We start from the raw sequence: 12,707 nt of genomic DNA, 5'->3' as shown, positions 1-12,707 counted from the left end.
ATGCGTTGCAGGGAGCGATTACTAACAGTCGCACAGGCAGGCGAGGCGCCACTAGGCTGCGCAATTCCCTCACCATCCACACCAGCACAGCGGTGATACGACAAATGCCGGCACCCTTTCGGGATACCGGCATCTGCAACGCGCAATAGCGCGAACAAGCAAACTTAACGCTTGGAGAACTGCGGAGCGCGACGTGCCTTGTGCAGACCAGCCTTCTTGCGCTCGACGACACGGGAGTCGCGAGTCAGGAAGCCGGCCTTCTTCAGCGCGATACGGTTCGCGTCACGATCGACCGCGTTCAGGGCGCGGGCGACACCGAGGCGGATAGCACCGGCCTGGCCGGTGGTGCCGCCGCCGTCCACGAGGACGATGGCGTCGAACTTGCCCTCAAGCTTGAGCAGCACGATCGGGGAATTCACCTCACGCTGCAGCAGCTTCGACGGGAAATACTCCTCGAGCGTGTGGCCGTTGATCGTCCACTTGCCGGTACCCGGAACCAGACGGACACGGGCGACGGCTTCCTTGCGGCGGCCAGTGCCGTAGCAAGGTGCAATCTGGGACGTACCGGTACCAGCGCCGGCGTTGGTTTCGGTGGTATACGAGGTGAGCTCCTCTTCGGTCTCGAGAACCGCGGAGTCGTTGGTGTTTTCAGCCATGTTTCTTTATCTCCCTTCGGTTCACTTGGCCTGCTGAGAAACCTGCGCGATCTCGAAGACCTGCGGCTTCTGCGGGGTGTGCGGATGCTCTTCGCCGGCGAAGACGTGCAGACGGTTGAGCTGCACCTTCGCAAGACGGTTCTTCGGCAGCATGCCACGGACGGCGGCAGTGATGATACGCTCCGGCTTGCGCTCGAGCAGGTCGACGTACTTGTCGCGACGCAGGCCACCAGGACGGCCGGAGTGCGAGTACAGCACCTTGTCGAGCTTGTTGCCAGTCAGCGCCACCTTCGCTGCGTTGATGACGATGACATGATTGCCGGAATCGGCATGCGGCGCGTACGTCGGCTTGTTCTTGCCGCGCAGCAGGATAGCGACCTGCGTCGCGAGACGGCCGAGCACCACGTCGGTGGCGTCGACGACGTACCACTCATGAGTCAGATCATCTGGCTTCGGTGTGAAAGTCTTCACGATTGTACCTTTTCTCATATTGTGTTCCAAACCTAACCGCCCGCAAGCGCGAAACGGCCCGGTTTTCTTATCGTGGGCTCCCTGAAAGTCCTCGATGGCGAGTGGGACAGCGCTTTGAAGGACCCCTTGGGAACACAACAGTCGATAAGTATATCGCCTCCCCTGCCCAAACGCAACACGCCACCACGCCGTATATACAACGGTGGCCTGCCGGAATACAACCGACAGGCCACCGCGATTCGCCCGACAATACGTCAGGAATTCATGATCTTCGTCAGCGACTTCAGGCGCTCATTGTCGAAGAGCTCCTCAAGCGGAACAACGTTGCCGTCATAATCCGCGAGCGGGATACGCCAGTTCGGGTACTCGTTGTTGGTGCCCGGCTGGTTCTGCGCGCGCTTCTCGCCGACGGCGTCGGTGATGGATGCCGCGATGAGCTTGCTCGGCGCATCCTTGAGACCGCGGTACAGCGCCTCGACGATCTGCTGCTCATTGGCCTTCTCGTCCTTGAGCAGTTCCGCGTCAAGATAGCCGTTGTCGACGAGCATCTTGAACATCGCGTTGTGCTCCTTGGTTGCGGATGCCTGGAATTCCTCGACCGGGCAGTCCAGCAAGTTGAGCTTCTCGCGGATTTTCACCTGCTCATACTCGAGGTAGCCGTAAGACGGCGGCATATCGTGGGTGTTAACCGAAGCAAGTGCATACTCGCGCCAAGTCTTCGGGGCCTTGAACTTGCCGTCCATCTGTTCGAACCATTCAACAGCGCAACCGAGCACGCCGTGACGTCCGAGCGACTTCGTCACGAAATCGGGGACCACGCCGAGATCTTCGCCGACGACCACGCCGTTGGCGCGCGCCGCTTCAATGGCGAGAATGCCGAGCATGACCTCGGAATCGTAGTACACGTAGGCGCCGTGCTTGGCGCCCTTGCCCTGCGGGATCCACCACAGGCGGAACAGGCCCAGGATATGGTCGATGCGGATGGCACCCGCGCGGGCGAACATGCCGTGCACCATCTCGCGGTACACCTGATATCCGGTGTTTTCCAGCTGGATTGGGTTGAGCGGAGGCTGGCTCCAGTCCTGACCCTGCTGGTTGAAGTAATCCGGCGGCGCGCCGACCGTGGCGCCCTTGGCGAAACGCTCAGGATTCCACCACACGTCGGATCCGGCAGGATGGACACCAACGGCCATATCGGCCATCAGACCGATCTTCATGCCGGCGTCCTTCGCCGCACGCTGGGCGGATTCGAGCTGCTCGCCGGCAATCCATTCGAGCCAACGATAGAACTCGAGCGTGTCGGGGAACTGGTTGCGCAGCGCCGCGACCTGCGCGGAATCCTTGGCGTACTTGCGCTCCCAGTTGTCCGGCGTGTCTTCGGGCTTGCCCCACTTGTCGTAGCACAGGCACCACGTGGCATAGGATTCGAGCTCGGCGCCCTGCTCCTTCTTGTACACGTCGAACTCAGCCTGGCGGCCGGCAGAGCGTCCCGCCTTGAACACCAGCCACAGCGCACGCATCTTCATACGCCACATGGTGTCGCGGTCGATGAGCTGCGCGTCGCCGTTGAGCGGTTCGACCTGGGAGTGCAGCTCCTCGATCTGCTTGCGAGCGGCGTCATCAAGCTGCTTGTATTCCGGAATGGACTCCGGACGAATGTACGTGAAGTTCACGAAACGACGGCTGATCGGCAGATACGGGGACGGGGTCAGCGGAGCCACCGGCTCACTGCCGTGCACCGGGTTGATGAGCATGAAATCGGCGCCGGTCTTGCGCTTGGCTTCCACGAGGAGGGTCTTGAGATCCTCGAAATCACCGACACCCCATGAACCGTTGGAACGAATCGAATACAGCTGAGCCATCCAGCCCCACAGCTGGTTGTTCTTCATCGGGTCGATCAGCTCGATCTTCTCCGGAGCGCTGATCAGTGTGGCGTCCTGCTCGCGGTCACCAACACGCACATGCAGCGTGTGGTAGCCGATCGGAAGATCCTTCGGCAGGGCCAGCGAGGCGGTCGCGACGAACTTGCCGTCCAACGAATACGCCTGAGAGCCGTCGCCTGCCCCGGCGACGAGCTCGCCGTCATACTGCCGGCCGTCTTCCAAGGTGATGGTCGCCGACGGAATCTCCAGGATGCCGGTATTGACCAGAACGGAGTCCTCCTTGCCGACCGTATGCAGGACGGTCGGAGGAACCAGGCGCGCGTGGCGTTCGTCGAGAATGGTGCGGATGGAACGTTCAATGGCCTCATCGTTCGACGCATCCACGCCAAGCGCCGCGAGTACCGCCACGAGGACGTCGTCCTCGATTTCGTGGTAGTCGTTGCTTTGGCCGACATAGCTGGTGCCAATGCCGACGAGCTTGGCAAGACGAATCAGAGGACGAGCGAGGCGCTCATCGTTTTCGGTCTTCTCTGTCATACGTTCAAGTGTAAGCCCAAAAAGCGACCAGAAGAAGACGAAATCCCGGATTCATCGACAGTTTTCTGGGATTTTAATTCGATTCGCCCGTCTGCGCTGCTTCCAACCTGCGTTGTGCGCACCGCGCCACGGACGGGGAGGTGTCAGCGCTCAGACGTTGCAAGGTCTCTTGCGAGGCTTGAGGATTGAGGGCTACCGCGCGTCGCACCATGCCCGCGAGGACGACCGGGGCGCCGGGTTCGCACGACACGCCAAGCGTGGACAGGAAGTCCAAAGTGTCCGCGTCGACTTCAGGGTTCTGCGCCCCTTCAAGACGCATCTTCCAAGATGTACGGGGGTTGCGCAGAGCGGCGTCACGCACCGAGGGATCGGGGTCCTTGGTCAGGCGCCCCACCAGCCAGTTCTTGTCGTCCTGATTCGCGGCGACCCCACGACGCACCTGAGGTTCGGGATCTTCCGAGAGTTTGACCAGGATATTCGGGAACGGCATCTCGGTAGCCAAAAACACCCGGTCTTCAAGCGGCGTATGCTGATTGCCCGCGACCGCCTCAAGCAGTGCGGTGGCGCGGGAGAAGGCTGCTTGCAACGAACGGTCCGGCAATGGGCGACGCGCGTATTCGTGCAGTTCGGCGACGTCATCGGTATGGCGCAGGCGTTCGTAGGTGACGGTCAGCGGTTCGAAGGACGCGGCTGCGGTGTCAGACGTGGCGGACTCACCGGGTGTGGCAGAATCCGGCGTACCGGTATCAGACGCGTCGGAAGCCGGCGTACCGGCGTCGGATGTGTCTGTGTCTGTCTCGGATACGTTGACGTCAGGCGCGTCGGTATCAGGCGCGTCGGTATCGGATGCCACAGTGTTAGGCGCCTCAGCAACCAAGCCACCTTCGGGTTGCTGATGTTGAAACTGCCCGTCTTGGGGCTGCTCCTCCTGCAACTGCCCCTCCTGTGAGGCCGCAGTCGCCTCTTCGTGTTGCGATGCTGTCGTCTCGTTCATGCCGTCACTCATACCCCTCACTGTATCGCCCGGTGTTCGACACCAATCCGCTCGGCGTGCACCGATCCGCTGAAGGCCTCGACGACACGCGCGCTGAACGCCTGTGCCTTCGATTGCTCAATCAGCGCGTCAAGGCGAACGACATCGGTGTACTGTTCGTTGTCACGCACCCCGTCGGATTGCGCAATGAGATGGGTGAGCGTGTCAAGCTGCGGATAACCGACCGTCATCCGCAACCGCACACAGGTGGCGATTCTCGCGGCATCCGCCGCCTTGACTGCCAATGACGCCGCCGAAGAATACGCCCGCGTCAAGCCGCCGGACCCCAGCAGAATACCGCCGAAATACCGGGTAACCGTCACCACGCAATCCGTAAGATGATTGGCGCGAAGCACATCGAGAATCGGCTTGCCGGCAGTGCCCGAGGGCTCGCCGTCATCGCTCATCCGCTCTGCGAGCCGCCCTTGATCGCCGCATATCGCGGCATAGGCCACATGACGCGCCTTCGGGTGGCGTTCGCGAATCGTCTCCACAAAAGACACCGCTTGCGCAAGCTCGTCGACATGGCAGATGTCGGCGATGAACTCGGACTTCTTGTCCGTCAGCGCCCCTTGTGCGGGAGCGGATGCAGGGTTGAGCACTGTGAATGATTCAGCCATAACAGCTTCCACGATAGCGCATGGGATGATGACGCACGCACGACTGGTTTTTCGATTTGGCCTGATGCACTGGACCGAATGCATTCCAGCAGGGCGACATGGCGGATGTCGGGCGACGACGGGGTGCGGTACCGCCCGACACACCGAGACACGCCGAGACACGCCGAGACACGACACACGAAGTACCGGAATGTGAACATATTCATTAACGGAAAAATGTTAACGCAAAACCAGAATATTTACGCGGGAAATCGGGATGACAACGAACACAGTTTTCCCGCTGTACCGAGCAACGGACCATCAAAAAATGCTGAAATTCCGCCATTGTGTAGATACAATGAAAGTACGGAGACGGCGGACAAAGGCGTACCTCCGGCTCCGCCCTACGTTCCGGCGGACGACGATGCCCGCCACATCAATCGTTTATCGTTCAAAGGCATGAACCGGATACACGGGCACATGTCCACCGACGAATGAGCGGAACAATCAGGTGATGGAGGCTTGCTCCATTCCCGGACAATTTCGCGACTCGCACGTCTCAACAGGGCTAACGAACCCCGACCACGTATCACTTGGCCAGATAATCGATGTCACGCTCTCGGCATCCTATCTCCCACGCGAACCGGAGGGTAATGGCATCGGTCGCGCGCAAAATAATCCCAAATCTCGCGAAATCGTTGCGGAAACGCGAGATATCGGATTCTGCCTCCGGTACTTCTTCGGGCATACGACCACCACAACCGTGGTTGGGACCGTGGATGGGATGGCGTGGACATGCACGCGTGCAGGGCTGCTCGACGCTGAAAAGCGGGGCCATTGGGTATAGAGCATCTGCATTGCCCGGAGCAGATCAGAGGTCGAATCTGTTGTTGCGCGTATCAAGTTTTGGCTCCACGTTGCGGGTTTACGGTGTCGCCGCAGGCGGTCGTCTGATACCGGTCGGCGCCGGTGTGAACCGGTTCCGATTCCGATACGCGTTCTCCGATTCAGTCCGCAGGCTCGGCCGGATGCCTTGCCGTCGCACCGACGACCAGGCCCCCCAAGGCATCCACGAATCATTGAAATCCCGGGGTTTTACAGTGATGCCATGATCGACGGACAGGCCCAGTCCAATGCCAGCACGGACTGAATCGGTTTTCAGTCCGCATTCTCCGATTCGGTCCGCGATCTGGGAAATCCGGGCGATCCGTGCAGCCACACTTGCGACGGATGATTGTGATAATGCGTTCTGAGCGCTGGGATTCCGCGGATTTGCGGTGTTGCCGTCGTCGACGGACCGGCGCCGGTGTGGACTGGTTCCGATTCCGACGCGCAATTTTCGACCCAGTCCGCGGACTTGGCCCTTAGGGTGGGTAAGGGTCACTTGGTTGGAACCAGGCCTACCGGAAGAGTATTGGTATTCTGCAGTTTTCGTCGTGGGCGTGACCAGTGGGAGGTGTAATGATCGGCACCTTTGCGGACTGGATTGATTTTCGACTATTATTCTCCGATTCGGTCCGCGATCCGGGCGACTCAAGTGACTCGCCGCGCAATGGTTGATTATCGCAGTGCATACAAATCACTGGAATTCCGCCTGTTTACGTTGATGCCATGGCTGGGAGTCATGTCCGTTGTGACGCCGGTAGGGACCGGTTCCGATTCCAGCGCGCGATTCGCAATTGAGTCCATCAGCCTAGGCTGATGCTTGGCTGTCGAGACAACGGCCGACCCCAAAGTCATCGGCGAATCATTGGAATCCCGCGGGTATATTGTGCTGCCATGATTGGCGGGCAGGTCCGGTCCAATGCCGACACGGACCGGTTCTGATTCCGCCCAGCGTTCTCCGATTCAGTGCAGGAATGTTCGATTACCCGCCTAGCTTCCAACCTGCCCACGGTCAACCCTCTTCCACTCTGCCGTTCAAATCATCCAAATGGACCGATACCGACCGGCAACATTGATGGCACCGAACAAGTCAACCTGCAAAGCACAATGTCTCGGCATGCGATAGCAGCAGAACATGGCCAGTCACGGCGACTTTCCGTCAATATCTGCTCAGCCGCGCATGCCACGGCATACAGGACGCGCGGAGACCGGAACAATAATCAAGACTCCCACGCGCTCCACCGCCGGACACGCATTTCGCCGATAACCCCGGTCGTCGGCCTGAGTCTACCGCCACTCACTGCACACTCAGCACCGGCAGAAGATTCTTGTTCCGCCTCTGCCGACACTGAGATGTCCCTGAGATGTCCCTCAGCGTCGGTAGAAACGACACACGGCTTGCGAGCTACGGGAGACCCGGGCCGGTACGCGTGTTGGCCTATGCACCCTCGAATGGCACCAAACAACGCACCAAACATGTCCCCGGGAATCAGGGGTGTCCGCAGACCATGTGGGGTTTGTGACAGTTGGCGACCCCAGCCCCGGCAATCAACAGAAAATCGTTAGTATTCCAAGGTTCTACAAGGATTTTGCGGGGATGAAAAAAGGGCTTCCGGGATTATCCGGAAGCCCATGGGCGGAGTCAGAGGGATTCGAACCCTCGAGCCGCTAAATGCGACTAACACCTTAGCAGGGTGCCCCTATCGGCCACTCAGGCATGACTCCATGTTGCGTCGCTGAGCGCAACATCACATTACCATACCACCTTTCGCCGACGAGTGCACATCACGCCACGCCTATCGCCGCCTGCAGCCGAAAACCCCTCTCCGGCTTAGGATGGATGCATGAGCACCGCACCACGACTTCAAGCCGCCAAACGAGACTGGGGACATGACGAAACCGGCTGCACGGTGCTGCATATCGATATGGACGCCTTCTACGCCTCACTGGAGATCGCCCGCAATCCCCGTCTCAAAGGCAAACCGGTGATCATCGGCACCGGAACACGCTCCGTCGTATCCGCAGCAAGTTACGAGGCCCGCGCGTACGGCGTAAATTCCGCGATGGCGACCGCACGCGCCCGCCAGTTATGTCCTAACGGCGTGTTCCTGCCCGTCGATATGAGCTATTACCGCATGATGTCGCGGCGCATCTTCGACGAAGTGTTCAGCCAAATCACCGACCAGATCGAACAGGTATCCGTTGATGAAGGCTACATGGACGTATCCGGCGCCTTGCGCCAGTGGGGCAAGCCGAGCCGCATCGGCGCCTGGATCCGCGCCCAAGTCGCACAGCGCTATCACATCACCTGCTCGGTGGGCATCGCTTCGAACAAACTGGTCGCGAAAATGGCGTCCACCAACGCGAAACCCAACGGCATGCTGCTCATCCCGGTCAACCGTCAGGCACAGTTCGTGCAGATGATGCCTCTGCGCGGCATTCCAGGCATCGGGCCGTCTTTGGAACGCAAACTCAACAGCTGGGGTATCACCAGCGTCGCCGACCTCGCCACCACCAGCGAAACCGCACTCGCGCAAGCCACCGGCTCGGCCATTGCCGCACACAATCTGCACATGGCGTCTTGGGGGCTCGACGAACGCGCGGTCACCCCACATACGCCTGAGAAATCCATCGGTTCAGAAAGCACCTTCGATGAGGACACGCATGACGCTCGCCAAGTGCGCGGCCTGCTGCGACGCTGCTGCGATGAGGTCGCACGCTCCCTACGCACACGTGGACTGATGGCCCGTACCCTGACCGTGAAACTGCGCTATGCCGACTTGTCATACACGACACGGGCAAAAACCATGGATCATCCGGCGGACGCGGCAAGCACCCTCTACCCCCAGGCGGTGGAACTGCTCAATACCACGCTGGGGCTCGCCCCCGACACGCCGGACACCACCCCGCTCCCCGAGGAAATCCGACTGGCGGGCATCAGCGCAAGCGGCCTGATTCAGGCACGCGGTGCGGTCATCCAACCGACACTGGAGGACATGCTTGAGGAGCACGAATCCGCAAGCGGAGAATCGCGGTCGAATCGGCTACGCGGCGCCGAACAGGCGATGGATGCCGTGAGACAACGCTACGGGCTCGGCGCGGTTAGCCTTGGCGTTGGCGAGGGACAGGATACACGGCATCGCGCGGTGTCCAACTCGCGCACCGCCCCGGACTCGCATCGATCGAACCACGATTAGCCACCGCACAACCCACAGCCGCACAACCCACAGCCGACAAGCAGCGCCTCCCCGGCGAACGTTCCGACCAGTCAGGAGATCCGCCGGGCCCACTTCACTGCCGTTAGCTTGTCTTTCGCTTGCAATCCCGATCAACCATCAATCAGGCGGCGTGTCGCAAGGCCGAGCACGCCAGTTCGATGGTCTCGTCATCCGCGGTGGACGAGAAGCGCAACGAATCCGGCGCGCCGTAGAACTCGCCGGGGCTGGGGACGATACCCAAATCAGCGAGCGCCACCATATCGTTCCAGCAGCCGCCGCTCAGCGCCTTGACCCACACGTAGAGCCCCCCCTGTGGCATGTGCGCGTCATAGCCGTAATCACGCAGCGCGCTGACAAGCGATTCAAGGCGATACCGGTAGCGCTTCCACTGATTGTGCACGGATGCGACATCGCGCAGTCCGGCAGCCATCGCCGCCTGCACGGGTCCCGGAATAATCAAGCCGAGCTGTTTGCGATATGCGGACATGTGCTTGATGATGTCCGCATCACCGGCGGTGAACGCGGTGCGATACCCGGCCATATTCGACTGTTTGCTCAGCGAATACAGCATGAGAATGCCCTTGGCGCTGCCCTCACATACCGCGGACGACAGCACGCACGGCGTGGAGGACAGCGAGAAGGAATTTGCAGCCTGCGCCTCGTTGGAGTCATCATGAGTGGAAGCAGTGCGCCAGTCCATCATCGCGTAGCATTCGTCGGACAGCACGACAGCGCCGATTTCGCGCGCCGCTGCGACGATGCCGGCAAGCTGGTCGGCGGACAGCACCGCCCCGGTCGGGTTGGACGGGGAGTTGATCCAGATGGCTTTGACTCCCGGGATGGTCCGCCAGGAATCCGTGTCGGCGACATCGTCGACCTTGTGTACTGAGGCTCCCGCGATTTGCGTGCCGATTTCGTACGTCGGATAGGACACCTTTGGCTGGATGACGACATCCCCTTGGCCGAGGCCGAGCAGTGAAGCCATAAGCGCCACCGCCTCCTTGGATCCGACCGTGGGAACAGCACCGGCGCCGACCGCGTCCATGTCGACACCGCGGCACACGCGCATCCAGTGGGCGATCGCCCCGCGCAAATCATCGGTACCAATGGTCTTGGGGTATCCGAAGGCGTTGTGTTCGTTGGCGGCTGCGGCGAGCGCACGCTGCACGGATTGCGGGACCGGATCGACCGGGGAACCGACGGACAAGTCAATCTGCCCGTTCGGCGTGTTCATGGCTGTTTGCCGGTATGTGGCGAGTTTCGACCAATCGTAGGTGTTATCGAATGCCGCGAATCCCATGATGTTACTCCTCTCCGCCCCAGCGCGGGATTGCGTCCGGGGTTCCGCCGCGCACCCGCCGGCGCTCAGCCCGGCCCGATGCGACGGGTGATGACGAGATATACGAGGACGGCCGTCACACGAAAGGTGCGGCGGCCGTCCAACACGCCTGAATGTTCTCAGGACTCCTGGTTCTGCGGTGGCAGAGCGGCCACCTGCTCGGGGTCCTTGCCGATCGGACCGGCCGCTGACGCTCCGCCCAGATCGCCGACTTCGTCGAAGAAACTCACCGCGGCGTCCTTATACCAGGCCCACTCCTCGGGAAGATCGTCCTCGTAGAAGATGGCTTCGGTCGGGCACACCGGCTCGCAGGCACCGCAATCCACGCATTCGTTGGGATTGATGTACAGCGAACGTGAACCCTCGTAGATGCAATCCACCGGGCATTCGTCGACACAGGCTTTGTCCTTGACGTCGACGCACGGCTGGGCTATGACATAGGCCATGGCTACCTCCTCATTCGCCATCCACACTACCCACGGTCGGGGACGTGGACGCAGGGGACACTGGAACTGACGAGTCAGGTGAAGACGCCGCAGACACTGACGACGTGGGTGCGTACGCCCGCACGTCCGCTCCGCCGGGCAGATAATCGACCAACTCGCCGTTGCCGAGCCGCGAATGCCGGTACGAGTAGCCGAAGTAGATCATGAAGCCGATGGCGAGCCACACCAGGAACCGCAGCCAAGTCAACACGCTGAGATTGAGCATGAGCCAGAAGTTCGCGAGCGCGATCAGCACCGGCACCCACGGATTGCCGGGCATGCGGAAGGCGCGCGGCAGGTCGGGCCGCTTGCGCCGCATGATCGGAATGCCGAGCGCCACCAGAGTGAACGCCGACAACGTGCCGATATTGACCATATCCGCCAGAATATCGATATCGAAGCAGGACGCGACCAGCGCGACAATCAGACCGACCGCGATTTGCAAACGCGCCGGAGTGCCGTGTTCGCCGACTTTCGACAGGCCTCGCGGCAGCAGACCGTCGCGGCTCATCGCGAACACGACACGCGTCAGGCCGAGCAGCAGCACCATGACAACAGTGGTCAAGCCGATAACGATACCCAGCGAAATGATCTTGGCTGCCCAAGTCGCCCCCGCCAGTTCGAACCCGGTCGCCAATGACGGACTGTCGGCCTTCGCGAGCTGCTTGTATGACACCATGCCGGTCGTGACGACGGCGACCAGCATGTACAGCACAGTGACCAGCGTCATGCCCAAGCCAATGCCAAGCGGCACGTTGCGACCGGGGTTTTTCGTCTCCTCGGAAGCGGTGGCGACCACATCGAAGCCGAGGAAGGCGAAGAACACCAGCGCAGCTCCCGACAAAATCCCCGGCACGCCGTAGACAGTGGGCTTCATACCGGTCATCCACTGCCACAGCGGCTGCATCATCGCCCCGCTCGCCGACGCGCCGCGAACACTCGAAGCCGGCTGTTCAGGCGGGATGAACGGCGTGAAATTGCTTGCTTTGACATAGAAGAAACCGACAATGACAACGAACAGTACGATGCCAATCTTCAGCACCGTCAACGCGCCGTCAACGCGCGTGGACAACCGGGTGCCAAGCACCAGCAGCACGGTGAAGAACGCCACAATCACCAAGGGGGCGAGGTCGATGGTCAATCCGCCAACATGCACTTGCGTGGTGGTGTTCCAGCCGATCAGATGCAGGAAGTCATTCAAATAGACGCCCCAGTATTTCGCGATGACCGAACCGGCCATGAGCATCTCGAGGATCAGATCCCAGCCGATAACCCAGGCGACCAGCTCCCCCATCGTCGTGTAGGTGAAGGTGTATGCGGACCCGGCGACCGGAATCATTGATGCGAACTCCGCATAGCACATGACGGCTGCACCACACACGATACCGGCAATTAGGAAGCTCAGAATCGCCGCAGGACCCGCATGATAGGCGATCGCCTGGGCGCCCACGGAGAATATGCCCGCACCAACGGCGACCGCGACGCCCATCATCGCCAGATCCCACACACCGAGCGTGCGCACCAGCTTGCGCTCGCTGTCGCCTGTTTCCGCGAGCGTCTGCTCAACTGATTTCGTTCTGAAAAGATGCATACAGCCCTCA

General features: G+C 60.8%; 10 protein-coding genes and 1 tRNA gene. 1 reads left to right on the top strand and 10 read right to left on the bottom strand.

Annotation, left to right across the window (positions count from 1 at the left end; genetic code table 11):
• Window positions 1–164: 164 nt before the first annotated feature.
• The 7 genes from rpsI to K315_RS0101150 all read right to left on the bottom strand — a co-directional run bounded on the left by rpsI (window position 165) and on the right by K315_RS0101150 (window position 7,789).
• Window positions 165–656, bottom strand: coding sequence for a 30S ribosomal protein S9 (gene rpsI, locus K315_RS0101180; RefSeq protein ID WP_015450977.1), 492 nt, complete (start codon window positions 654–656; stop codon window positions 165–167).
• Window positions 657–677: 21 nt separating this feature from the next.
• A complete protein-coding gene (gene rplM, locus K315_RS0101175) occupies window positions 678–1,127 on the bottom strand; it encodes a 50S ribosomal protein L13 (RefSeq protein WP_029575825.1) in 450 nt (149 codons plus the stop codon).
• Window positions 1,128–1,381: 254 nt separating this feature from the next.
• Entirely contained in the window at window positions 1,382–3,547 is a 2,166-nt protein-coding gene (gene malQ / locus K315_RS0101170) for a 4-alpha-glucanotransferase (protein WP_029575824.1), read from the bottom strand.
• Between the two features lie 73 nt (window positions 3,548–3,620).
• Window positions 3,621–4,400, bottom strand: coding sequence for an AbrB family transcriptional regulator (locus K315_RS0101165; RefSeq protein ID WP_420796734.1), 780 nt, complete (start codon window positions 4,398–4,400; stop codon window positions 3,621–3,623).
• A 158-nt stretch (window positions 4,401–4,558) separates the two neighbouring features.
• Complete coding sequence (locus K315_RS0101160; protein WP_029575822.1) at window positions 4,559–5,200, bottom strand: IMPACT family protein; 642 nt, start codon at window positions 5,198–5,200, stop codon at window positions 4,559–4,561.
• A gap of 568 nt (window positions 5,201–5,768) precedes the next feature.
• Entirely contained in the window at window positions 5,769–5,927 is a 159-nt protein-coding gene (locus tag K315_RS10325; protein WP_155804610.1) for a hypothetical protein, read from the bottom strand.
• A 1,774-nt stretch (window positions 5,928–7,701) separates the two neighbouring features.
• Window positions 7,702–7,789 (bottom strand) — tRNA-Ser (locus K315_RS0101150).
• Window positions 7,790–7,908: 119 nt separating this feature from the next.
• On the opposite strand from K315_RS0101150, the gene dinB reads away from it, so the two are divergent.
• Window positions 7,909–9,261, top strand: coding sequence for a DNA polymerase IV (dinB, locus tag K315_RS0101145; RefSeq protein ID WP_029575821.1), 1,353 nt, complete (start codon window positions 7,909–7,911; stop codon window positions 9,259–9,261).
• 142 nt (window positions 9,262–9,403) lie between these two features.
• On the opposite strand, the gene dapC is transcribed toward dinB, so the two are convergent.
• From dapC to K315_RS0101130, 3 genes are all read right to left on the bottom strand, one after another.
• A complete protein-coding gene (gene dapC, locus K315_RS0101140; protein WP_029575820.1) occupies window positions 9,404–10,582 on the bottom strand; it encodes a succinyldiaminopimelate transaminase in 1,179 nt (392 codons plus the stop codon).
• 158 nt (window positions 10,583–10,740) lie between these two features.
• The gene (fdxA, locus tag K315_RS0101135) at window positions 10,741–11,067 is read right to left on the bottom strand and encodes a ferredoxin (RefSeq protein WP_029575819.1); all 327 of its coding nucleotides are present in this window, start codon (window positions 11,065–11,067) and stop codon (window positions 10,741–10,743) included.
• Between the two features lie 10 nt (window positions 11,068–11,077).
• Window positions 11,078–12,697 carry an amino acid permease gene (locus tag K315_RS0101130; RefSeq protein ID WP_029575818.1) on the bottom strand — a complete coding sequence of 540 codons (1,620 nt, stop codon included), beginning with the start codon at window positions 12,695–12,697 and terminating at the stop codon, window positions 11,078–11,080.
• Window positions 12,698–12,707: the final 10 nt, after the last annotated feature.

This window comes from Bifidobacterium thermacidophilum subsp. thermacidophilum DSM 15837, assembly GCF_000426425.1.
GTDB lineage: Bacteria > Actinomycetota > Actinomycetes > Actinomycetales > Bifidobacteriaceae > Bifidobacterium > Bifidobacterium thermacidophilum.
This window is presented reverse-complemented; position numbering and strand designations above follow the sequence as displayed.

Bases quoted from the DNA above. Each gene is read 5' to 3' on its own strand.
- rpsI (WP_015450977.1), bottom strand. From the start codon at position 656: ATGGCTGAAAACACCAACGACTCCGCGGTTCTCGAGACCGAAGAGGAG.
- malQ (WP_029575824.1), bottom strand. From the start codon at position 3,547: ATGACAGAGAAGACCGAAAACGATGAGCGCCTCGCTCGTCCTCTGATT.
- K315_RS0101160 (WP_029575822.1), bottom strand. From the start codon at position 5,200: ATGGCTGAATCATTCACAGTGCTCAACCCTGCATCCGCTCCCGCACAA.
- K315_RS10325 (WP_155804610.1), bottom strand. From the start codon at position 5,927: ATGCCCGAAGAAGTACCGGAGGCAGAATCCGATATCTCGCGTTTCCGC.
- dinB (WP_029575821.1), top strand. From the start codon at position 7,909: ATGAGCACCGCACCACGACTTCAAGCCGCCAAACGAGACTGGGGACAT.
- dapC (WP_029575820.1), bottom strand. From the start codon at position 10,582: ATGGGATTCGCGGCATTCGATAACACCTACGATTGGTCGAAACTCGCC.
- fdxA (WP_029575819.1), bottom strand. From the start codon at position 11,067: ATGGCCTATGTCATAGCCCAGCCGTGCGTCGACGTCAAGGACAAAGCC.
- K315_RS0101130 (WP_029575818.1), bottom strand. From the start codon at position 12,697: ATGCATCTTTTCAGAACGAAATCAGTTGAGCAGACGCTCGCGGAAACA.